The sequence below is a fragment of the Rahnella sikkimica genome, assembly GCF_002951615.1.
Classification (GTDB): Bacteria; Pseudomonadota; Gammaproteobacteria; order Enterobacterales; family Enterobacteriaceae; genus Rahnella; species Rahnella sikkimica.
Genome location: NZ_CP019062.1, coordinates 813,509 through 836,888 on the forward strand (window position 1 = coordinate 813,509; position 23,380 = coordinate 836,888).

At 49.5% G+C, this 23,380-nt stretch carries 21 protein-coding genes; 13 read left to right on the plus strand and 8 right to left on the minus strand.

What is annotated here, in order from left to right:
• Window positions 1-41 precede the first annotated feature (41 nt).
• Window positions 42-506, minus strand: coding sequence for a YchJ family protein (locus BV494_RS03615; RefSeq protein ID WP_104921618.1), 465 nt, complete (start codon window positions 504-506; stop codon window positions 42-44).
• Between the two features lie 137 nt (window positions 507-643).
• Between BV494_RS03615 and rssA the strand changes: the two genes are divergently transcribed.
• From rssA to BV494_RS03635, 4 genes are all read left to right on the plus strand, one after another.
• The gene (gene rssA / locus BV494_RS03620) at window positions 644-1,555 is read left to right on the plus strand and encodes a patatin-like phospholipase RssA (protein ID WP_104921619.1); all 912 of its coding nucleotides are present in this window, start codon (window positions 644-646) and stop codon (window positions 1,553-1,555) included.
• A 96-nt stretch (window positions 1,556-1,651) separates the two neighbouring features.
• On the plus strand, window positions 1,652-2,665 hold the full coding sequence (gene rssB / locus BV494_RS03625; RefSeq protein ID WP_104921620.1) for a two-component system response regulator RssB: 1,014 nt from the start codon (window positions 1,652-1,654) through the stop codon (window positions 2,663-2,665).
• 213 nt (window positions 2,666-2,878) lie between these two features.
• Window positions 2,879-4,222 (plus strand): UDP-glucose dehydrogenase family protein, encoded by a 1,344-nt coding sequence (locus BV494_RS03630; protein ID WP_104921621.1) that lies wholly within the window; start codon window positions 2,879-2,881, stop codon window positions 4,220-4,222.
• Between the two features lie 9 nt (window positions 4,223-4,231).
• Window positions 4,232-5,239 (plus strand): NAD-dependent epimerase, encoded by a 1,008-nt coding sequence (locus BV494_RS03635; RefSeq protein WP_104921622.1) that lies wholly within the window; start codon window positions 4,232-4,234, stop codon window positions 5,237-5,239.
• A 208-nt stretch (window positions 5,240-5,447) separates the two neighbouring features.
• Here the strand turns inward: BV494_RS03635 and hns are convergent, their stop codons facing one another.
• Window positions 5,448-5,855 carry a histone-like nucleoid-structuring protein H-NS gene (gene hns / locus BV494_RS03640; protein WP_013575950.1) on the minus strand — a complete coding sequence of 136 codons (408 nt, stop codon included), beginning with the start codon at window positions 5,853-5,855 and terminating at the stop codon, window positions 5,448-5,450.
• A gap of 614 nt (window positions 5,856-6,469) precedes the next feature.
• Between hns and BV494_RS03645 the strand changes: the two genes are divergently transcribed.
• Window positions 6,470-7,078: a thymidine kinase gene (locus BV494_RS03645; protein WP_104921623.1), complete on the plus strand. Its 609-nt coding sequence runs from the start codon at window positions 6,470-6,472 to the stop codon at window positions 7,076-7,078.
• A gap of 118 nt (window positions 7,079-7,196) precedes the next feature.
• On the opposite strand, the gene adhE is transcribed toward BV494_RS03645, so the two are convergent.
• The gene (gene adhE / locus BV494_RS03650) at window positions 7,197-9,866 is read right to left on the minus strand and encodes a bifunctional acetaldehyde-CoA/alcohol dehydrogenase (RefSeq protein ID WP_104921624.1); all 2,670 of its coding nucleotides are present in this window, start codon (window positions 9,864-9,866) and stop codon (window positions 7,197-7,199) included.
• A 529-nt stretch (window positions 9,867-10,395) separates the two neighbouring features.
• Here adhE and BV494_RS03655 point away from each other — a divergent pair.
• From BV494_RS03655 to oppF, 6 genes are all read left to right on the plus strand, one after another.
• Complete coding sequence (locus tag BV494_RS03655; protein WP_104921625.1) at window positions 10,396-11,040, plus strand: YchE family NAAT transporter; 645 nt, start codon at window positions 10,396-10,398, stop codon at window positions 11,038-11,040.
• 1,176 nt (window positions 11,041-12,216) lie between these two features.
• Complete coding sequence (gene oppA / locus BV494_RS03660) at window positions 12,217-13,857, plus strand: oligopeptide ABC transporter substrate-binding protein OppA (RefSeq protein WP_104921626.1); 1,641 nt, start codon at window positions 12,217-12,219, stop codon at window positions 13,855-13,857.
• A 187-nt stretch (window positions 13,858-14,044) separates the two neighbouring features.
• The gene (gene oppB / locus BV494_RS03665) at window positions 14,045-14,965 is read left to right on the plus strand and encodes an oligopeptide ABC transporter permease OppB (protein ID WP_013575945.1); all 921 of its coding nucleotides are present in this window, start codon (window positions 14,045-14,047) and stop codon (window positions 14,963-14,965) included.
• Window positions 14,966-14,980: 15 nt separating this feature from the next.
• Window positions 14,981-15,889 (plus strand): oligopeptide ABC transporter permease OppC, encoded by a 909-nt coding sequence (oppC, locus tag BV494_RS03670; RefSeq protein WP_104921627.1) that lies wholly within the window; start codon window positions 14,981-14,983, stop codon window positions 15,887-15,889.
• A gap of 11 nt (window positions 15,890-15,900) precedes the next feature.
• A complete protein-coding gene (locus tag BV494_RS03675; protein WP_226790015.1) occupies window positions 15,901-16,926 on the plus strand; it encodes an ABC transporter ATP-binding protein in 1,026 nt (341 codons plus the stop codon).
• A 29-nt stretch (window positions 16,927-16,955) separates the two neighbouring features.
• Window positions 16,956-17,960, plus strand: coding sequence for a murein tripeptide/oligopeptide ABC transporter ATP binding protein OppF (gene oppF, locus BV494_RS03680; protein WP_104924683.1), 1,005 nt, complete (start codon window positions 16,956-16,958; stop codon window positions 17,958-17,960).
• A 70-nt stretch (window positions 17,961-18,030) separates the two neighbouring features.
• On the opposite strand, the gene BV494_RS03685 is transcribed toward oppF, so the two are convergent.
• Window positions 18,031-18,360, minus strand: a complete 330-nt coding sequence (locus BV494_RS03685) for an HI1450 family dsDNA-mimic protein (protein WP_226790067.1) — start codon at window positions 18,358-18,360, stop codon at window positions 18,031-18,033.
• A 75-nt stretch (window positions 18,361-18,435) separates the two neighbouring features.
• The gene (gene cls / locus BV494_RS03690; RefSeq protein WP_104921629.1) at window positions 18,436-19,896 is read right to left on the minus strand and encodes a cardiolipin synthase; all 1,461 of its coding nucleotides are present in this window, start codon (window positions 19,894-19,896) and stop codon (window positions 18,436-18,438) included.
• Window positions 19,897-20,185: 289 nt separating this feature from the next.
• Here cls and BV494_RS03695 point away from each other — a divergent pair, with 289 nt between their 5' ends.
• Complete coding sequence (locus tag BV494_RS03695) at window positions 20,186-20,368, plus strand: YciY family protein (RefSeq protein ID WP_015697085.1); 183 nt, start codon at window positions 20,186-20,188, stop codon at window positions 20,366-20,368.
• On the opposite strand, the gene BV494_RS26015 is transcribed toward BV494_RS03695, so the two are convergent.
• On the minus strand, window positions 20,369-20,530 hold the full coding sequence (locus tag BV494_RS26015; protein ID WP_226790016.1) for a YnfU family zinc-binding protein: 162 nt from the start codon (window positions 20,528-20,530) through the stop codon (window positions 20,369-20,371).
• A gap of 193 nt (window positions 20,531-20,723) precedes the next feature.
• Window positions 20,724-21,020 (minus strand): YciI family protein, encoded by a 297-nt coding sequence (locus BV494_RS03700; protein ID WP_104921630.1) that lies wholly within the window; start codon window positions 21,018-21,020, stop codon window positions 20,724-20,726.
• 214 nt (window positions 21,021-21,234) lie between these two features.
• Between BV494_RS03700 and BV494_RS03705 the strand changes: the two genes are divergently transcribed.
• Window positions 21,235-21,966, plus strand: a complete 732-nt coding sequence (locus tag BV494_RS03705) for an energy transducer TonB (protein WP_104921631.1) — start codon at window positions 21,235-21,237, stop codon at window positions 21,964-21,966.
• A gap of 59 nt (window positions 21,967-22,025) precedes the next feature.
• On the opposite strand, the gene BV494_RS03710 is transcribed toward BV494_RS03705, so the two are convergent.
• On the minus strand, window positions 22,026-23,348 hold the full coding sequence (locus tag BV494_RS03710; RefSeq protein WP_104921321.1) for an IS4 family transposase: 1,323 nt from the start codon (window positions 23,346-23,348) through the stop codon (window positions 22,026-22,028).
• Between the last annotated feature and the right edge of the window lie 32 nt (window positions 23,349-23,380).

Consider the following 23,380-nt stretch of genomic DNA (forward strand, 5'->3'; position numbering starts at 1 on the left):
TGTGGATCCTGTCGAATTCTCGTATTAATTAAGCAGCCGGTTTATTTACCGCAGCACTTCTTATATTTTTTACCCGATCCGCACGGGCAGGCGTCATTGCGGCCTGTCTGCGGTTTGATTCCGTCGATATAGTACCAGCGATCTTTCAAACGAAGAAATCGCGAGCGTTCATGGATGAGATGAATTTTTTCATCATTGGGCCCGGTGAAACGCGCCGCGAACTCAACAAAGCCTTCGTCGGCATCACGCCCGTTCTGCGAATCGATAACCTGCAATCCCTGCCAGAGTGTATTCGCAAAACCTTCCTGTAAACTGCCGCGCCATTGCTCGGGTTGACAGTCCGGGTGCCACGTGGCGATCAGATAACTCGCATTTTGCATTGCATACGCGGTGTACCGTGAACGCATTAAAGCAGACGGAGTGGGTGCCACTTTGGTCTCAGAGAGGTATGGCTGGCAGCACTCTTCATAAGAAAGGTTGCTGCAACAAGGGCAAAGTTGTGACACGAGAACTCCTGAATCGGCTGCCGGTGCGCAGGTTGCGCTATTGAATGCACCAAAGTGATATGTTACCTAACAAACTTGCCGGGTGACAACGCGCTTCCCGGCCCATTCTCACTATCGGGCAATATTAAGGTCATCAGATGAGCAGAAAAGTCACCATTGGCCTTGCGTTAGGCTCCGGTGCAGCAAAAGGATGGGCACACATCGGGGTGATTAATGCCCTGAAAGACATGGATATCGAGGTGGACGTGGTGGCCGGATGTTCCGTCGGTGCGCTGGTGGGCGCGGCGTATGTCAGCGGGCGGTTGCCGTCGATGGAAAGCTGGGTGCGCTCGTTCAGTTACTGGGACGTGCTGCGGCTGATGGATTTCTCCTGGAAACGCGGCGGTCTGTTGCGCGGCGAACGCGTGTTTAATGCCGTCGGGCAGATTATCCGCATCAAAGACTTTGAAAAGTGTTCGAAGAAATTCGGCGCGGTGGCAACCAATCTGAGCACCGGGCGCGAACTGTGGCTGACGCAGGGCGATTTGCCCGAGGCGGTGCGCGCGTCCTGCAGTATGCCCGGCCTGCTGGCACCGGTCTGGCATAACGGCTACTGGCTGGTCGATGGTGCGGTGGTGAACCCGGTGCCCATCTCTCTGACGAGAGCATTGGGGGCGGATATCGTGATTGCCGTCGATTTGCAGCACGACGCCCATCTGATGCAGCAGGATTTACTGACCGTTCAACCCACCGGCGAAGCACTGGATACTGAGAAAGAGCTGAGCTGGCGTGACAGAATACGGCAGCGGTTAACGAGGCCTAATGCCCGAAAACCGAATGTGAGCCCGTCGGCGATGGAGATTATGCCCACCTCCATTCAGGTGCTGGAAAACCGGCTCAAACGTAACCGCATGGCGGGAGACCCACCGGATGTGCTGATTCAGCCTTATTGTCCGCAAATTTCGACGCTGGATTTCCACCGTGCGGAAGAGGCCATTGAGGCCGGACGCCTTGCCGTTGAAAAACAAAGGGAGCATTTACTGCCTCTCATAAAAAATAGACAGTTCTGAACGGCTTAAAATGTGTTCACCGGAATCTGACAATTCTGCCAAGCAAAAACAGGCTTTATGAGCCACTATTAAAATAAGAAATTCTGGGGGACCCTGATGGACAAGCCACTTACAAGCAAGCATATCCTCATCGTTGAAGACGAAGCGGTTTTCCGGTCAATTCTTGCTGGCTATGTAAGTTCTCTGGGTGCCACTTTTACTGAAGCGCAAAACGGGCTGGAAGCGCTCTCTCTGGTCGAAGATTACCCCCCTGATCTCATCCTCTGCGATTTGGCGATGCCAGAAATGGGCGGCATTGAGTTTGTCGAAAACTTAAGATTGCAGGGCAACAAAATCCCGGTTCTGGTCATTTCCGCGACCGATAAAATGACCGACGTGGCGTCGATGCTGCGTCTTGGTGTCGAAGATGTGTTGCTTAAACCGATTACCGATCTGCAACGCCTTCGCGAGGCGTTGCTGTCTTCTTTATATCCAAAACTGTTTTCTTCGCAGGCGATGGAAGAAAGCTCGCTGGTTCAGGACTGGGAAGCGCTGTGCCGTAATCCCAACGAAGCGCAGCGCTTGTTGCAGGAATTACAACCCCCCGTCCAGCAAACGCTGGCACATTGTCGTATCAATTACCGTCAACTGACGACGGCAGATTCACCGGGGCTGGTGCTCGATATTGCGGCGCTCTCGGCCAAAGATTTGGGGTTTTATTGCCTTGATGTTACCCGCGCCAATGAAAATGGTGTCCTTGCTGCATTATTACTGCGCGCTATTTTTAACAGTTTGTTACGCGAACATTTAAGTAATCAGGATCAGCGCTTGCCGCAAATGTCTACATTACTTAAACAAGTGAATCATTTATTCAAACAAGCCAATCTCGACGGTCAATTTCCCTTGCTGTTGGGGTATTATCACGCCGAACAAAAAAACCTCATTCTGGTTTCTGCGGGATTACACGCCAATGTGAATACCGGTACAAATATGATCCAGCTGAGTAATGGCGTTCCGCTGGGCACAACCGGCGCAACATATTCTAATCAAATCAGCCAGCGATGTGAGGCGTGGCAGTGTCAGGTGTGGGGATCGGGCGGACGTCTGAGATTAATGCTGTCTGTGGAGTGAGCAGGTTTGCCGTATTAAGAACAATACCTTCATTATGTTGAGTATTTTTTCCGCACGATATTATCTCTTTCCGTTTTATCTCCTTCTTCTAAGACCTATCTTATGCAAAATATGCCTTTCCAGCGGCACTTGCGGTTGAAACTGGTATAATCCGTTTCGGCATTTTGGCTGTCTATTTTGCGTTGATTATAAATAACAAATAGGAATTCGCTGATGAAAGTAACAGTTTTTGGTATCGGTTACGTCGGACTTGTTCAGGCGGCGGTTCTTGCTGAAGTCGGGCATGAAGTCCTGTGCATCGATGTTGATGCTAAAAAGGTCGAAAACCTGAAAAATGGGCAGATCCCAATTTTCGAACCAGGTTTAACTCCGCTGGTTCAGCGGAACTATGAAGCAGGGCGTTTGTTGTTCAGCACCAATGCGGCTGAAGGCGTGGCGCACGCAACCGTTCAATTTATTGCCGTAGGCACACCTCCCGATGAAGATGGCTCTGCGGATCTGAAATATGTCACCGCCGTGGCGCGTACCATCGCCGAGTACATGACCGAACCGAAAGTGGTCATTGATAAATCTACCGTTCCTGTAGGCACCGCCGATAAAGTGCGTGCCGTGATGACTGAAAAGCTGAAAGAACGCGGTGTAGATATCGAATTTAACGTGGTCTCTAACCCTGAATTCCTCAAAGAAGGCGCGGCAGTGGCTGACTGCATGCGACCTGAGCGCATCGTTATTGGTACGGATAATCCGGACGCCATTGACCCCATCCGCGAGTTGTATGAGCCGTTCAACCGTAATCATGATCGCATGATCCTGATGGATATCCGCAGTGCGGAGCTGACCAAATACGCCGCAAACTGCATGTTAGCGACAAAAATCAGCTTTATGAATGAGATGTCAAATCTGGCAGAGATGCTGGGCGCGGATATCGAGAAAGTGCGTCAGGGGATTGGTTCTGATTCACGCATTGGTTACCACTTCATTTATCCTGGCTGCGGTTACGGCGGTTCCTGTTTCCCGAAAGACGTTCAGGCCCTGATCCGCACGGCTGAACACATTGGCTACCAGCCAAAACTGCTTCAGGCCGTTGAGCAGGTCAATTACCAGCAGAAATATAAACTGCCTGCATTTATTCAGCGTCACTTTGGTGATGACCTGAAAGGCAGAACGTTCGCGCTTTGGGGACTGTCATTTAAACCGAATACTGATGATATGCGTGAAGCATCCAGCCGTGTATTAATGGAACAACTCTGGGCTGCGGGTGCGAAAATCAAAGCGTATGACCCTGAAGCGATGAATGAAACTCAACGTATTTACGGGCAGCGTGACGATCTGGAATTGATGGGGACAAAAGAGTCCGCATTACAAAATGCCGATGCGTTGATTATTTGTACCGAATGGCAGAATTTCCGCGCGCCAGACTTTGATGCCATTAAAAAAACGTTGAAAGAGCCGGTCATTTTCGATGGTCGTAATTTATACGATCCTGAACGTTTGGAAAAACGCGGATTTACTTACTATGGCATTGGCCGTGGTGCATCAATCAATCCCGTTTTGTAAGGAGACTTCATGAAATATCTGGTAACCGGCGCAGCGGGCTTTATTGGGTTCTATGTGTCGCAACGATTGCTGGTTGCAGGCCATTCAGTTGTCGGATTGGATAATCTGAATGACTATTATGACGTCAACCTGAAACTTGCGCGGCTTGCTCAGTTGGAGAATAAAGACGGCTTTGAATTTGTTAAGCTGGATTTGGCTGACCGTGAGGGCATGGCGGCATTGTTTGCAGAGCAGCGTTTTGAGCGCGTTATTCATTTGGCCGCGCAGGCCGGTGTCCGATATTCCATCGAAAATCCTTTAGCTTATGCAGATTCTAACCTCATAGGATTTGTTAACGTTCTGGAAGGGTGTCGGCATAATAAAGTCGGACATTTGCTGTATGCATCGTCCAGCTCAGTTTATGGCCTGAACAAAAAACGGCCTTTCTCGACCGATGATTCCGTTGATCATCCTGTTTCATTATATGCCGCAACCAAAAAAGCCAACGAATTAATGGCTCACACTTATTCACATCTTTATGGCATTCCTACAACCGGATTACGGTTCTTTACCGTATATGGCCCGTGGGGACGTCCGGACATGGCCTTGTTTAAATTTACCAGGGCCATGATTGCCGGGCAGAGTATTGATGTTTATAACCGTGGCGAAATGTACCGTGACTTTACTTATATTGATGACATTGCCGAAGCGATTGTACGTTTGCAGGATGTTGTTCCGCAACCGGATGCAAACTGGACGGTAGAGAACGGTTCTCCGGCCAGCAGCTCAGCACCGTACTCTGTTTATAATATTGGTAATAACAACCCGGTTAAGCTGATGACGTATATCAGCGCGCTGGAGAAGGCGCTGGGCAAGGTGGCGGATAAGAACCTTCTGCCGATGCAGCCTGGTGACGTCAAAGACACCAGCGCGGATACAGCGCCGCTGTATCAGGCGATTAACTTTAAGCCCGAAACGCCGGTAGAGCAGGGTGTGCAGAACTTTGTCGACTGGTATCGCGATTTCTATCAGGTCTGAGTCTGATGGCTTTATCTGAGGCTGCCTGCGGGCGGCCTTTTTTTATGGAATCAGTTTATTCTGATGGATATTTACCCGGATAAGTTATGCGTATGTATTGTTAAAAAATGGGTATTGATAAAGATAAAAGTACATAGTTTTAAAAGCAAAAAAAAGCCCATCAACAAAGAGGGGCTTTTAAGATTAACATTGGCGTTAATAAGGGCAATTACAGCAGGAAATCGTCCAGTGATTTACCTTGCTCTTCGATTGCTTTCTTGATCACGGCTGGAGTACGACCCTGGCCAGTCCAAGTTTTGTTTTCGCCGTTCTCATCAACGTATTTGTATTTAGCAGGACGCGCTGCACGTTTTGCTTTACCGGTTGCTTTGGTAGCAGCCATAGTTTGCAGCAATTCGTTAGGGTCAATACCGTCAGCAATCAGCATTTCGCGATATTGTTGCAGTTTACGGGTGCGCTCTTCAATCTCAGCAGCAGCCTGAGAATCTTCTTCGCGACGCTCGTTCACAACAACTTCTAATTTTTCCAGCATCTCTTCCAGAGTTTCCAGAGTGCATTCTCTTGCTTGCGCACGCAGAGTACGGATGTTGTTCAGAATCTTTAATGCTTCGCTCATTATACTAGTCTCGAATTATATTGGTGGGGGGCGTTTGGCTAATAATAGAATGCTCTTTGGTATTCTGCAATAGCCAATTTGTTTACCTGACCTTAATTTACGCATTTAAAGCAAATAATGTTTATCGCATGAAAATATAGTTGGGCCCCTGCTCAGTATTTATTGGGGTGTATAGGCAGCGTTTCAATACATTGCCAGGGGTTATTGTTACTTTTCATAAGGTGTTTTATAAGCATGCGATTGTTCACAAAATTAAAGGATAAGTGAAGACATGCTAGGTAAAGATATGGCAAAAGAAGGGGCGGAAATCCGGCCCGTTGAATGTTCTATACAGAGGAATCTTAGGGCGTCACCCATTAATGTATAGACAATACAATTATGCCGAACCTGTAACATATAAAGGGGACCAGCACCGGTAATGACTGATGTTAACTAATTATCATCTAATGCTTTTATAATCCGTGATTGTAAGTTTCTGTGATTTTTTCAAAACTAATGACACATTGGCCGAAAGGGGATAATCCCGTTGTACTTATTGTTATAGGCTGGCTGGCGTGTGGTACAATGCCCGCCGAAAATTTATGCCATCCAATACATTATGGGGTCACTGTTTCATGGCTCAGCTTTATTTTTATTACTCGGCGATGAATGCCGGAAAGTCTACCTCGTTGCTGCAATCTTCATATAATTATCAAGAACGTGGTATGCGCACGCTGGTGTTAACGGCTGAATTAGACCATCGTTTTGGCGTGGGTAAAGTCAGCTCCCGCATTGGTTTGTCTTCTGATGCAGAGCTTTATAACAATGACACAGAGCTCTTTAACCTGATAGCGCAGGAGAACCGTTCACAGCGTCTGAATTGCGTTCTGATAGACGAATGCCAGTTCCTGACCAAGGCGCAGGTATCGCAGCTCACAGACGTTGTTGATGACCTGGATGTGCCTGTGCTGTGTTACGGGCTGCGGACGGATTTCCGTGGCGAGCTTTTTGAGGGCAGTGAATATTTGCTGGCCTGGGCGGATAAATTAGTTGAGCTTAAAACTATTTGCCACTGTGGTCGTAAGGCAAACCGGAATCTGCGTTTAGATGAAAATGGTCAGGCGCTGCACGATGGCGCGCAAGTTGTGATCGGCGGCGATGAAAGCTACGTCTCGGTATGCCGTAAGCATTACAAAGAGGCGATGGCGGCTATCAACACGAAGGATGATCCAACGTCCGTGTGAGGTCGTACAGGGCTTCTGACGTCGATGCTACCCTCAGGACAAATCGTTTAGCGAAATTGTTTCCGGCAATAAAAAACCCGCCTTTCGGCGGGTTTTTTGCTATCAGAATCTCAGCAGATTATTTTTTGCTGGTTTTCTTCTCAGCTTTAGGCGCTGCAACAACAACTTCTTCTGCAATTTCTTCGCTGAATTCGCGACCGTAGTAAGTATCCATCAGAATCTGTTTCAGTTCTGCAATCAGCGGGTAACGCGGGTTAGCACCGGTACACTGATCGTCGAACGCATCTTCAGACAGTTTATCTACTTTAGCCAGGAAGTCTGCTTCCTGAACGCCGGCTTCACGGATAGACGTTGGGATGCCCAGTTCCGCTTTAATCTCATCCAACCATTTCAGCAGTTTTGCAATTTTCTGTGCAGTGCGGTCACCAGGAGCGCCCAGACCCAAATGGTCTGCCACTTCTGCGTAACGGCGACGCGCTTGTGGGCGGTCATACTGACTGAAAGCAGTCTGTTTAGTTGGATTATCGTTGGCGTTGTAGCGGATCACGTTAGAAATCAACATGGCGTTAGCAAGGCCGTGTGGGATGTGGAACTCAGAACCCAGTTTGTGGGCCATTGAGTGACAGACACCCAGGAAGGCGTTGGCAAACGCGATACCCGCGATAGTTGCCGCATTGTGAACACGTTCACGAGCAACCGGGTTTTTAGCGCCTTCTTTGTAGCTGGCAGGCAGGTTTTCTTTCAGCAATTTCAGCGCTTGCAGAGCCTGACCATCAGAATATTCGTTAGCCAGTACAGAAACATAAGCTTCCAGTGCGTGAGTGACCGCATCCAGACCGCCGAAGGCACACAGTGATTTCGGCATGTTCATGACCAGGTTTGCGTCAACGATAGCCATATCAGGTGTCAGCGCATAGTCGGCCAGTGGGTATTTCTGACCAGTTGCATCGTCAGTTACCACGGCAAACGGTGTGACTTCAGAACCTGTACCGGAAGTGGTGGTGACAGCAATCATTTTTGCTTTCACGCCCATTTTCGGGAATTTGTAGATACGTTTACGGATATCCATAAAGCGCAGCGCCAAATCTTCGAACTGAGTGTTTGGATGTTCGTACAGCACCCACATGATCTTCGCGGCGTCCATCGGGGAACCGCCACCCAGCGCGATGATAACGTCTGGTTTGAAGGAATTCATTTGCTCAGCACCTTTACGAACGATGCTCAGTGTTGGATCCGCTTCAACTTCGAAGAACACTTCAGTTTCAATACCGTGACTTTTCAGAACGCTGGTGATCTGGTCAGCATAGCCGTTGTTGAACAGGTAACGGTCAGTAACGATGAAGGCGCGTTTCGCTCCATCCGTTGCCACTTCTTCCAGCGCGATTGGCAGTGAGCCACGGCGGAAGTAGATTGATTTCGGAAGTTTATGCCACAACATGTTTTCTGCTCGCTTCGCTACAGTTTTCTTGTTGATCAAGTGTTTAGGACCGACGTTTTCAGAGATGGAGTTACCACCCCATGAACCGCAACCCAGCGTCAGAGAAGGGGCAAGTTTGAAGTTATACAGGTCACCGATACCACCCTGTGAAGCCGGGGTGTTGATCAGGATACGTGCGGTTTTCATTTTGTTGCCAAAATAGTTCACACGTTCTGGTTGGTTGTCCTGGTCTGTATACAGACAAGAGGTGTGACCGATGCCGCCCATTTCTACCAGTTTCTCAGCTTTGTTTACCGCGTCTTCGAAATCTTTAGCGCGATACATTGCCAGAGTAGGGGACAGTTTTTCGTGTGCAAACGGTTCAGATTCGTCAACAACGCTGACTTCGCCGATTAACACTTTGGTGTTAGAAGGAACTTTGATACCGGCCATTTCAGCAATTTTCACTGCAGGCTGGCCCACGATGGCTGCGTTCAGACCGCCGTTTTTAAGGATAATATCAGAAACCGCTTTCAGCTCTTTGCCCTGCAGCATGTAGCCGCCGTGGGAAGCGAAACGTTCACGCACTGCGTTATAAGCAGAATCAACGACGATAATAGACTGTTCAGATGCACAGATTACGCCGTTATCGAAGGTTTTAGACATCAGAACAGAAGCCACAACACGTTTGATGTCAGCAGTTTCATCAACAACAACCGGGGTGTTACCTGCACCAACGCCGATGGCTGGTTTACCGGAGCTGTAAGCTGCTTTAACCATGCCCGGACCACCGGTTGCCAGAATCAGGTTCAGGTCAGGGTGATGCATTAACTGGTTAGACAGTTCTACACTTGGTTCATCGATCCAGCCGATGATGTCTTTTGGTGCGCCTGCAGCGATAGCAGCTTGCAGCACGATATCAGCGGCTTTGTTGGTCGCATTTTTTGCACGTGGGTGCGGGGAGAAAATGATGCCGTTACGGGTTTTCAGGCTGATAAGCGCTTTGAAAATCGCAGTAGAAGTCGGGTTGGTAGTTGGAACGATACCGCAAATCAGGCCGATTGGCTCAGCGATAGTGATGGTACCGAAAGTATCATCCTGGCCCAGAATGCCACAGGTCTTTTCATCTTTGTAAGCATTGTAGATATATTCAGAGGCGAAGTGGTTTTTGATCACTTTGTCTTCGACGATACCCATTCCGGATTCTTCAACAGCCAGTTTGGCGAGCAGAATTCGAGCATCGGCAGCAGCCAGAGCGGCGGCAGCGAAAATCTTATCTACTTGTTCTTGACTGAAGTTGGCATATTCGCGCTGTGCCTTCTTGACTCGTGCTACGAGTGCGTTTAGTTCAGCGACATTTGTTACAGCCATAATGCTCTCCTGATAAAGTTAAACTCTTTTAGTAAATAATCTGCCAAAGACTAGTATAGACCTGCTATCAGTCACCGTGAGAAACTAATTAATACTAAGGATCTCAATGTGTTGCCTTTGTCTCTTTATTTGCTCAAAGAGCTTTTATTTGTGAAGCACTGGGTAAAGCCGGTGTCTTTTAAATCACCTTCGTCACAGAACGTTTACCTTTAAGTAACGCGGAGTGACTATGTACTGAGCTTACCTATTTGTAGGCAGAGTGAATTGATCTGGATCACTAAATACTGATGCTGACACCTTTCAGCAGGGTGTTATTGAGAATGATTATCAAATTAACCCATGGATAATACAGTTTAGTAGCTAAAGTTATCAATAAAAAAACTCAATTTTAACAAAAGTGACATTCACTGCCTTTATTATAAAAAGTGGTGATAAAAACTATGAAACGGCGTGGCACCTTAACGGGGATTCCAGTACATTAGCGCCCATCAAAACCTTCATCTGCTGGCATAGTTGTGCGGAGTTCTGCGTGAGCCAATCTTTATTAGATTTTTCAGGGTATATCAAATTTTTCGTCGGTCTGTTTGCACTGGTCAACCCGGTGGGGATCTTGCCGGTGTTTATCAGTATGACCAGCTATCAGGCAGCGGCAGGGCGTAATAAGACCAACATGACAGCCAACCTGTCAGTGGCCATTATATTGTCGACCGCGCTTTTCCTGGGCGACGCGATTTTGCATCTGTTTGGGATTTCCATTGATTCATTCCGTATTGCCGGCGGGATCCTGGTGGTGACGATTGCGATGTCGATGATCAGCGGTAAGCTGGGTGAAGATAAACAGAACAAACAGGAAAAGTCAGAAACGGCAATCCGCGAAAACGTGGGAGTGGTTCCGCTGGCGTTACCTCTGATGGCCGGGCCAGGTGCGATAAGCTCGACGATTGTCTGGAGCTCCCGCTATAACGGCTGGCAGAATCTGCTGGGTCTGACCGTTGCAATCATCTTCTTTGCGTTTTGCTGCTGGCTGTTGTTTCGTGCGGCACCTTTATTAGTCCGCCTGCTTGGGCAAACCGGTATCAACGTCATTACCCGTATCATGGGACTTTTGCTGATGTCACTCGGCATTGAGTTTATCGTGACCGGTATTAAAGCGATTTTCCCCGGCTTGCTCTGATTCTCTCTCTGCAAATTCTCACGGATACATTAACGTTATCCGTGAGAATTATTATCCCTTCTAATAATCCAATGCATTAATATAGTGCAGCTAATGACTGAATTGAGGGCGCTTGCACCCTAATGTGGCGTAAATTCACATCTCACCTTCCTTTTTAATCCAAGTCTCCATTTAATCGAATAAACTTAGTTAATTCTTCGCTAAATACCGTTCTTTATTGCCCGTATTGCCGTTAATTTACCCACATCATTCTGTAAGGCTTGTGCAGGCCGTACCGAGATGTTATTAGTGTTAACACAGCAGTTAACAGGGCTTTATCCTTGAAATCATCTCATTGTTAACTGATTGTGTCAGAGCAGTTCTTAAACACTCCGCTTTGCAAAAAATTGAATGAAATGGTGCATTAACTTGTTTTTTAACAAAGAGTTAAGCTCTGTTTTTGAGGTGAGATGCCGGGGGGGCTTCTGATACGCTTAACGCATAAAAGAGAATTACGTAACAAATTTGCAAAATTTATTGGCGCCGGTATCAGGCTTCTGATAATTTTCAAATCGCCTTCAAAAATGGAATTTTGTGCAAAGTCATGCTCTGAGTGAGAACGAATCTTGCCGGGCACAAAGAGATTGAAGCAATTTCATTTGTTTTGGAGAGTGTCGTGTCATCATGCTTAGCACAAAATTATCCTCGTTTGCTTTCTGTGATAAGAAAGTCAGATATTGAGATGACGACAATTAACCGCCTTGCGTTGACTCTCTCAGCTCAACAAAAAAATCTTCAGTACTCCTTCTCATTAAAATGAATGACAGCGCTTAACTGTGACGGATTTTCTATCGCCTTAATTCGGGTTAAAAGAAAATAATCGTGCGAAGTGCAGAAATAACAGAATGTGATTGCCTGGTGTGCGACCGGTTATTGTGGGGTGGCGTACAGGGTTATCAAATGGAGTGGGATCATCCTTAACGATCCCGGAAACCGCACGGCGAATACAGCCTGACGTTTCAACAAACCTGAGATGTAGCAACAAGCAGTAATAGGGGACAGCCATCTGCGGGTGGCACTACATGGGGGGCCATTCTTGAGCAATTCGTTCCTGCTTTTGAAACCCATTGACCCAGCAAGGGTTTATCTTGCACCCGGGCGTGCAAGTTCATAATAAAAATTGGAGTTAAATAAAAAATGACCAACATCACAAAAAAAAATCTGCTGGCTGCATGCATCATGGCTGCAGTGGGCTCAATTTCCGTTAATAACGCATTTGCGGCCAATGTGCCTGCTGGCGTGACACTGGCTGCAAAACAAGAACTGGTGCGTAATAACGGTTCTGAAGTTCAGTCTCTTGACCCGCACAAAGTTGAAGGCGTGCCGGAATCAAACGTAATCCGTGATTTGCTCGAAGGTCTGGTTAACACCGACAGCAAAGACGGCAGCGTAATCCCTGGCGTAGCAACCAGCTGGGATAACAAAGATTTTAAAGTCTGGACTTTCCACCTGCGTCCGGAAGCTAAATGGTCAAATGGCGATCCTGTTACGGCACAAGATTTCGTTTACAGCTGGCAGCGCCTGGCTGACCCGAAAACCGCTTCTCCGTACGAAAGCTATCTGCAATACGGTCACATCGAAAACATCGATGACATCATCAGCGGCAAGAAGAGTCCTGATACTCTGGGTGTGAAGGCGCTGGACGACCATACCCTGCAAGTGACCCTGACCGAACCTGTTCCTTATTTCGTAAAAATGCTGTCTCACACCGCGATGAAGCCGGTAAACAAAAAAGTGGTTGAGAAATTTGGCGACAAATGGACTCAGCCTGAAAACTACGTGAGCAACGGCGCATTCACCCTGAAAGCCTGGACCGTCAACGAACGTATCGTTCTGGAACGCAGCCCGACTTACTGGGACAACGCGAAAACTGTGATTAACCAGGTGACTTACCTGCCAATTTCTTCTGAAGTGACAGACGTAAACCGCTACCGCAGCGGCGAAATCGACATGACTTACAACAACATGCCGATTGAGCTGTTCCAGAAACTGAAAAAAGAAATCCCGACTGAAGTTCATGTTGACCCGTACCTGTGTACTTATTACTACGAAATCAACAACCAGAAAGCACCGTTTACCGATTCCCGCGTACGTGAAGCACTGAAACTGGGTCTGGATCGCGACATCATCGTGAACAAAGTAAAAGCGCAGGGCGATCTGCCAGCGTACGGCTACACCCCGCCTTACACCGATGGCGCAAAACTGACGCCTCCGGCCTGGTTCAAAGAAACGCAGGAACAGCGCAACGAGCAGGCGAAAAAACTGCTGGCCGAAGCGGGTTATACCTCTGCTAAGCCTCTGACGTTTGATCTGCTGTACAACACGTCTGACCTGCATAAAAAACTGGCGATCGCTGCGGCCGCTATCTGGAAGAAAAACCTGGGCGTTGACGTTAAACTGGTCAACCAGGAATGGAAAACCTTCCTCGACAGCCGTCATCAGGGCAACTTCGACGTTGCGCGTGCGGGCTGGTGTTCTGACTACAACGAACCTTCTTCCTTCCTGAACACCATGCTGTCTGACAGCAGCAACAACACCGCGCACTACAAGAGCCCGGCGTTTGATAAAGACATCGCAGACACTCTGAATGTGAAAACTGACGAAGAACGCGCTGCGCTTTACCAGAAAGCGGAAACTCAGCTGGATAAAGACTCTGCCATCGTGCCTGTTTATTACTACGTGAACGCGCGTCTGGTGAAACCTTACGTTGGCGGCTACACCGGTAAAGATCCACAAGACAACGTCTACGTGAAAGATCTGTACATCATCAAGCACTAATTATTCAGTGCAGAGCAGGGCATCCCCGAGCTGTCCTGCTCGTTGTATTTTGATGAAGGTAAAGTTTTTAGCGCGAATTTTTCGTGCTGAAGCAAAGAGCCACCACGACGGCAATCACCCGATGGCCGTCGTGACCAAGCCATAAACTATCAAGCTGTAGTGACAGGCTTAGAAACAGGTACGGGCAATGTTAAAGTTTATTTTACGCCGCTGTCTGGAAGCGATTCCGACGCTATTCATTCTGATCACTATTTCGTTTTTTATGATGCGTCTCGCACCGGGCAGCCCTTTTACGGGTGAGCGTAATCTTCCGCCAGAAGTGATGGCGAACATTGAGGCGAAATACCACCTCAATGACCCGATGTATAAGCAGTATTTCCACTATTTAGAACAGCTGGCTAAAGGCGATTTCGGCCCGTCGTTCAAATACAAGGATTACACCGTTAATGATCTGGTTGCGGCCTCGTTCCCGGTTTCGGCGAAACTCGGACTGGCGGCATTTATCATGGCGATTGTCTTTGGTGTATCAGCCGGGGTTATTGCGGCGCTGAATCAAAACACGAAATGGGATTATACCGTGATGGGCGTTGCGATGACCGGGGTGGTTATCCCCAGTTTCGTGGTTGCGCCGTTACTGGTACTGATATTTGCGATTACTCTCAAATGGCTGCCAGGCGGCGGCTGGAATGGCGGCGGAGCGAAATACATGATCCTGCCGATGGTCGCACTCTCACTGGCGTATATTGCCAGTATCGCGCGTATCACCCGCGGTTCTATGATTGAAATTCTGCACTCCAACTTCATCCGTACGGCTCGCGCCAAAGGTTTACCGTTGCGTCGCATTATCTTGCGCCACGCGCTCAAACCCGCGCTGCTGCCAGTACTGTCGTATATGGGGCCAGCTTTCGTTGGGATCATCACCGGCTCTATGGTTATCGAGAGCATTTTCGGATTGCCGGGCATCGGCCAGCTGTTCGTTAACGGGGCATTAAACCGTGACTACTCGCTGGTTCTCAGCCTGACTATTTTGGTGGGCGCATTGACCATTCTGTTCAATGCAATCGTCGACGTGCTGTATGCCGTCATCGACCCGAAAATCCGTTATTAATGCCGGAGCACGTCAATGATGTTAAGTAAAAAAAATAGCGACGTCGTCGAAAACCTCAGCGAAAAGCTGGAAGTGGAAGGCCGCAGTTTATGGCAGGATGCGCGCCGCCGGTTTATGCATAACCGCGCCGCGGTCACCAGCCTGGTTGTGTTGGCCTTTATCGCACTGTTCGTGACATTTGCGCCGATGTTGTCGCAGTTTGCCTACGATGACACTGACTGGAACATGATGTCAGGCGCGCCTGATTTCGCCTCTCACCACTATTTCGGCACCGATTCTTCTGGTCGTGATTTGCTGGTGCGTGTGGCGATTGGTGGACGCATTTCCCTGATGGTCGGGGTGGCTGCGGCGCTGGTGGCGGTGATCCTCGGTACGCTGTACGGATCTTTGTCCGGCTATCTGGGCGGTAAAATCGACTCTGCCATGATGCGTCTGCTGGAAATCCTCAACTCCTTCCCGTTCATGTTCTTCGTGATCCTGCTGGTGACGTTCTTCGGGCAGAATATTCTGTTGATCTTCGTGGCGATCGGGATGGTGTCCTGGCTGGATATGGCGCGTATCGTTCGCGGCCAGACCCTCAGCCTGAAACGCAAAGAATTCATCGAAGCCGCGCTGGTAAGTGGTGTGAATACGCGCAATATCGTCCTGCGTCACATTGTTCCTAACGTGTTGGGCGTTGTCGTGGTGTATGCGTCACTGCTGGTTCCCAGCATGATCCTGTTCGAATCCTTCCTGAGCTTCTTAGGTTTGGGTACACAGGAGCCACTGAGCAGCTGGGGCGCGTTGCTGAGCGACGGCGCCAACTCGATGGAAGTTTCACCCTGGTTACTGTTGTTCCCGGCAGGTTTCCTGGTTGTCACTCTGTTCTGTTTCAATTTTATCGGCGATGGCCTGCGTGATGCCCTCGACCCGAAAGATCGTTAAGGAGTGCGACCATGAGCACAATTGAACATTCTAAATTTGCAGCACCTGCTGCCACTGAAGGTAACGCACCGCCGATTCTTTTAGATGTCAAAGACCTGCGCGTCACCTTCGAGACGCCGGATGGTGATGTGACCGCCGTTAATGACCTTAACTTCGATCTGCGAGCCGGTGAAACGCTCGGTATTGTCGGGGAATCCGGTTCCGGTAAATCCCAGACCGCCTTTGCCCTGATGGGCCTGCTGGCCAGCAACGGACGCATCGGCGGGACAGCGAAATTCAACGGTCGCGAGATCCTGAACCTGCCACAAAGCCAGCTGAACAAACTGCGTGCAGAACAGATTTCGATGATTTTCCAGGATCCGATGACGTCCCTCAACCCGTACATGCGCGTTGGGGAACAGCTGATGGAAGTCCTGGTGCTGCATAAAAAGATGAGCAAACGCGAGGCGTTTGAAGAGTCTGTACGCATGCTGGACGCGGTAAAAATGCCGGAAGCCCGCAAGCGTATGAAAATGTACCCGCATGAATTTTCCGGTGGCATGCGCCAGCGTGTGATGATTGCGATGGCCTTGCTGTGCCGCCCGAAATTGCTGATTGCCGATGAGCCAACAACCGCGCTGGACGTGACCGTTCAGGCGCAGATCATGACGTTGCTCAACGAGCTGAAGGCTGAATTTAATACCGCCATTATTATGATCACCCATGATCTGGGCGTGGTCGCCGGTATTTGCGACAAAGTGTTGGTGATGTACGCCGGCCGTACTATGGAATATGGCCGCGCACGCGACGTCTTCTATGAGCCATGCCATCCGTATTCCATCGGCCTGCTCAACGCGGTTCCGCGTCTGGACGCCGAGGGTGGGGCGATGCTGACCATTCCGGGCAACCCGCCGAACCTGCTGCGTCTGCCAAAAGGCTGTCCGTTCCAGCCACGTTGCCCGCATGCGATGGATATTTGTGCCTCTGCGCCGCCGCTTGAGCGTTTCGGTGATGGTCGCTTACGTGCCTGCTACAAGCCGCTGGAGGAACTGGTATGACAGACAATACAGTAATGAACAGTGCGGCAATGAATTCGTTCGCGCCGGAGAAAAAAGTCCTGCTCGAAGTGGCGGATTTGAAAGTTCATTTCGATATCAAAGACGGTAAGCAATGGTTCTGGCAACCGTCCAAAACGCTGAAAGCGGTAGATGGCGTCACGTTGCGTCTTTATGAAGGTGAAACGCTGGGTGTTGTAGGCGAATCGGGTTGCGGCAAATCGACATTTGCCCGCGCACTGATCGGCCTGGTTAAAGCCACTGACGGGCGCGTGGCCTGGCTGGGTAAAGATCTGCTGAATATGTCTGATAGCGAATGGCGTCACACGCGCAGCGATATCCAGATGATTTTCCAGGATCCGCTGGCGTCCCTGAATCCGCGTATGACTATCGGCGAAATTATTGCCGAGCCGCTGAAAACCTATAACCCGAAAATGCCTCGTTCCGAGGTGAAAGAAAAAGTGAAGGCGATGATGCTGAAGGTCGGGCTGTTGCCTAACCTGATCAACCGCTATCCTCACGAATTCTCGGGCGGCCAGTGTCAGCGTATCGGTATTGCCCGTGCGCTGATCCTTGAACCTAAGCTGATTATTTGTGACGAACCGGTTTCGGCGCTGGACGTTTCCATTCAGGCGCAGGTCGTCAACCTGTTGCAGCAATTGCAGCGTGAAATGGGCCTGTCACTGATTTTCATCGCGCACGATCTGGCGGTGGTAAAACACATTTCTGACCGTGTTCTGGTGATGTATCTGGGCCATGCAGTTGAGCTGGGGACGTATGACGAGGTGTATAACAATCCTCAGCATCCGTATACCCGTGCGCTGATGTCCGCGGTGCCAGTGCCGGATCCGGACAAAGAGCGCAACAAAACCATCCAGTTGCTGGAAGGGGAGTTGCCTTCGCCGATCAACCCGCCGTCAGGTTGCGTGTTCCGTACGCGCTGCCCGATTGCCGGGCCGGAATGTGCGAAAACCCGTCCGTTGCTGGAAGGCAGTTTCCGCCATGCGGTTTCCTGCCTTAAAGTGGATCCGCTCTGATTCCGGGCGGCAAACCTGACGCATAAAAAAACCTGCCATTGGCAGGTTTTTTTTCGCGCGGAGTGGCAGATTATTCTTTCCAGAGGATGTGACACAGCTTGTGATCTTTCTCGCGGCACATTAAAACACGCGCGAAAATATCATTAATCGGCTGATCTTCTGCATCCGCCAGGCCAATCACCACTTCGGCAAAGAAATCCGGGTTTAAGTCGTAATCTACATGCTCAACCCAGTCTTCTGCCGGATCATATAATTCAGCGCCGCCGCGTTCTTCAAATTGCAGATTGAAGATCAGGATATCAGCCGGATCAAGGTTATCTCCGGCCAGTTCCAGAAATATGTCATAAGCTTGTTCCAGCGTTTCGTCTTCGGTCAGGCGATTATTCAGGTCCATATCAATTCTCGTTTACAGATGAATGTGTTCAGGCTTATACAAGCCGCTACTGGGTGTATTACATCACGCCCGGCGCGGCTTTTACAGCAGCGGACTGAAAAAGTAGAACAAACGTTCGACGATGCGGTGCCAGAAAGGCCGTTTCAGCCACGCCTCGACATCCAGCAGATGCGAACGGGCAATATAATCTTCCTGCACACGGCCCAAATCGTCGCCGAATCCGGCATCATCAATGACCAGCGTAATCTCGAAATTCAGCCACAGGCTGCGCATATCCAGATTCACGGTGCCGACCAGACTGAGCTGACCATCAACCAGAATACTTTTGGTATGCAACAGGCCGTCTTCAAACTGATAAATCTTAACTCCGGCTTCCAGTAATTCGCCAAAGAATGCCCGGCTTGCCCAGCCGACCATCATTGAATCGTTCTTCATGGGCAGAACAATACTGACGTCGACACCGCGCTGCGCGGCGGTGCAAATTGCGTGCAACAAGTCATCGCTCGGGACGAGATACGGCGTGGTCATCACCAGTTGTTCACGCGCAGAATATGTCGCAGTCAGCAGCGCCTGATGGATCATATCTTCCGGGAAACCCGGACCGGACGCGATAACCTGAATGGTGTGGCCGCTTTCCTGCTCGAACGGCATCTGATTGAGATCAGGTTCTGGCGGCAGAATACGTTTGCCGGTTTCAATTTCCCAGTCACAGGAATACACAATTCCCATGGTCGTCGCCACCGGACCTTCCATACGCGCCATCAGATCAACCCACTGACCGACGCCGGCATCCTGTTTGAAGAAGCGCGGATCGACCATATTCATACTGCCGGTGTAGGCGACATAGTTGTCGATCAGCACGACTTTACGGTGCTGGCGTAAATCCATGCGGCGCAGGAAAACACGGAAAAGATTGACCTGTAACGCTTCGACCACTTCAATACCGGCATTGCGCATCATGGCCGGATAAGGGCTGCGGAAGAATGCGACGCTGCCTGCAGAATCGAGCATCAGACGACAATGAATACCACGACGTGACGCCGCCATCAGCGATTCAGCCACCTGATCCACCAGCCCGCCGGGCTGCCAGATATAAAACACCATCTCGATGTTACTGCGTGCCAGCCCGATGTCGCGCATCATGGCTTTCAGAACGTCATCACAGGTCGTCAGCAATTGCAGCTGGTTGCCTTTGACACCGGCAATGCCCTGGCGGCGTTCGCAAAGCTGGAAAAGAGACGCGGCGATTTCACTGTTCTCGGTGGCAAAAATACGTTTACAGTCTTTGAGGTCATTGAGCCAGCGGGCGGTTGAAGGCCACATGGCTTTTGCACGTTCGGCGCGGCGTTTGCCTAAATGCAGTTCACCGAATGAAAGATAGGCAATAATACCGACCAGCGGAATGATGTAGATAATCAGCAGCCACGCCATGGCCGAAGGCACTGCGCGGCGTTTCATCAAAATGCGTAAGGTCACGCCGGCAATCAGTAACCAGTAACCGAAAACCAGAAGTCCGCTGATTACCGTATAAAATGTTGTCATAAAGGCGAAAAATCCTGTTCGCAAGCTATCGAATTAAGTGTACGGAACCGGGGGGAACTTTTAATCAGTTTTATCCCTTCAATCAATCAGCTACCTCTTAAATGTGTCGCTGATTAATAAAACTTTCACGATCCTGACATCAAGGTTAGCTGATAACGCTGAATAAGGGAAAAACAAGACTTGGATCACAACCCCGTCGGCCTATAATGTCCCCGCAGTTTTTTACGATGAGTAATTTTCCGGCTAAGAAACGCTTCCGTCAGGAACGGTCATTACGGGACACAGGTGCATGAAACGCAGTAAAAATGAAGTCGGCCGCTGGCGCATGTTACGCCAGACTCAGCGCCGGAGAAGCCGCTGGCTGGAAGGTCAGTCGAGACGCTATCGTCATATCTACCGAATTCGTCAGATCCATCATCAACAACATCAGCGTTTGTCATTGTATGCCGTGAACTACGAATGGAATGCGTGATTAGCGGGATTTGGGCTGAAAAAGTGCGCCACATTTTTTACAAACCAGCGTGGAGTTTTTGCGCACTTTTGCGCTCATCTGTTCAGAAACAAAACCGCATTCCGGGCAGGTGACCTTCGTGGTCGTACTGGTTAGAAACTTCAATCCGTCGAAGAATGACATAATGCTTACCTCGTGGGCAGGGGTAGGTATCCTAACACACAACGGATGAAAGCAATGTGACGGCTTTGGGGAAATCGAGCCAGGGGGTTTCGGCTATGGCACATGCTTTGCGTTACTCAGTCGAAAATTTCTGAAAGCGGTGTGGAAGGGCAGCAAAAGGGAAGCCGGGCAGCCCGAAACTGCCCGCCGGAAATCAGAATACGCGTTTGAACGGTTTGACGGTCACGGATTTGTACACGCCTGCGGCGACATACGGGTCAGCGTCAGCCCACACTTTGGCGGCTTCCAGGGTTTCAAATTCGACGACCAGCAGGGAACCGGTCATCCCTGCCGCACCCGGATCTTCGCTGTCGATGGCGGGGGTCGGGCCGCCAATCAGGACGCGACCTTGTTCCTGTAATTTTTTCAGGCGTTCGATGTGCGCCGGGCGCGCAAGCGTGCGTTTTTCCAGTGAGTCGGAAACGTCTTCAGAATAAATAACGTAAAGCATGAGTCACCTTTATTGAGTTTTTATTGAGCAATTTCAGGCCGCCGCTGGCTACCCGATCATTTTTGCAGAATTAACATAGCTAAACCTGAAGCCTGGGGAAAGCGCTTTGCGTGGGATCAAAGGAAAGGTTATTTGAGAATAGTTGTCATCTCGGTGTTGAATATGATTGCTATTTACATTTAAACTTGCGGCTTCACGGGGAAAATGAATCATTATGCCGCTAAAAAAGTTTAGATTTATCCGCAAGGTTACGTTGCCTGCCGTTCTTTCTGTCAGTTTGCACATTGCTGTTATTGCGGGTGTTTTGTACATGGCAGTCGGTGAGTCAATCAAGCTGCCGACGCAGGAACAAAAAGTCATGAGTGTGACGATGGTCAACCCGGCAGACTTTGCGCCACCTCCGCCGCCGCCTCAACCTGAGCCAACACCGCCGGAACCTGAACCAGAGCCCGAAGTGGTGCCAGAGCCTCCGCCGCCGCCAGAAGCGGTTGTGATCCCGGAGCCGCCGAAGCCAAAACCTAAACCGGTGAAAAAACCGGTCGTGAAGCCAAAAGTGAAACCGGTTGAACGTCCGGTGGAAAAACCGCTGCAAACGGTACAAACCGCGCCCGTCACCAGCAATCAGCCGGTCACGAAGCCCGTGAGTCAGCCGCCTGCGTCAACCAATGCGCAGAGCAATACCGGGCCGCGCCCGCTGCAACGTGGCGAACCGATGTATCCGGCGCGTGCGCTGGCGCTGCGTATTGAAGGGCGCGTCCGTGTTCAGTTTGATGTGGACAGCGATGGGCGGGTACAAAATGTCCGCGTTCTTTCTGCTGAGCCGCGCAACATGTTTGAGCGTGAAGTAAAACAGGCGATGGGGAAATGGCGTTACGAACCGAAGGCGGCCAGCAACTTAGTGGTTAACCTGGTGTTCAAAATCAAAGGCGGCACCACCGTCGAATAAAGCGGCATCGTGCCCGTTGCTCCATAAAAAAGGTCGCCTCTCGGGCTAATGCCGCTCGCTTAAGAACGAGCGGCTTTCTTTTTAGTTGGATACTTTGCAGGGCGAGCCAGTACTTCTCTTGGATAAGCTGGCCTTTTGCGTTTTTCAGGTAAGATTAATCGCTTACCTGACTCTCGTAAGTCTCTTAGTTTTCTAGGTATTGTTCCCGGCGTTCGCCCTGAACACCACAAAAATTCCTCTTGTATCAGCCGCAATGCATTTATGAAGCTTATGCGCAAAGGGTGGACATTGAAGTCATCAGCCATTCGCCTCATTTCCAATCGAACGAGATTGTAACTAATTAATATTCCCCAAATTTCCTGGTAGATCCCCGCCGGTTTTTGGCTTCTTAAGATATTTGTATTTCCCAACTGACTGCATTTTAGCTCGCTGTAACCTTGTTCTATTTCCCATCTTTCCCAGTACACTTGAATGATGTCTTCGAAAGGATATTTTTCAGGGTCTTTCATTGATGTAATGAATTCTTTTATCTCTCCAGAAGGTTTTATTATCAATACCTTACGAGCCAACCATGTGTGGGGAAGATGCGGGAACTGTTTTCTGGCCTGCGGAGAAACCGGCATTTCAATAAGCTGATCGTATTCAGAATACTGCTCGATAACTTTGTGCCTCATTTTACTTTTCACCGGTGTTAGCCAGTGTGTATTCGCTCCTGCGCCTTCCCAGGAAAGTAAAAGTTCTGCGGAAAAGTAAGCCCGGTCAAAGAGGGTCAGTGAGTTTTCCTGAACGGAGCTAACCAACTGTTGTGCATAATATATTTCGCTGTTCTTTACCGGCCCAAATGCAACATCAGTGATCAAATGACTGCGCGCAGACATAAGCGCAACGAGTAAAACCGAAGGGAATGAGTTACTACCGGAAGCAAAACCAAAGGATTTATTCTCAGGAGTATCCGGGGCTCTGAATTGGGTTCCGTCGACGCTGAATACTTTGAGGCCACATACAAATTTTTCCGTATCTTCTTTGTCCCACTGCTCAGAGGTGGAATAGAAAAGATGTCGAAGGGGCTCGAACCCCAGGCGCTGCCTGGCTTTGACCAGACTACTCGTTGCCATGGGCGAGAAATTACCGTGGCTGTCAGGAAAGGCTAAATCGAGTTTATCGCAGACATCAGAAATAGAACGGTTACGCATCAAAGCAATTCCAAGGACAAGCCAGACGACCTGTTCAGCGGGAAATCTTCGTCTGCGAACAGTCGCTCTGCCGGTTTGACTGAGAGCTTGTTCAATCCATTCGAGAGGAATATTTTTTTGAAAAGAATCAATAGATTCAGGGTAGTTAAATGCGGCGGCAACCTGAAGTTGTTCGGAAAGTAGGCTCATAAGGTGTCTGGCTCAAACGATGTTTGAGCCAG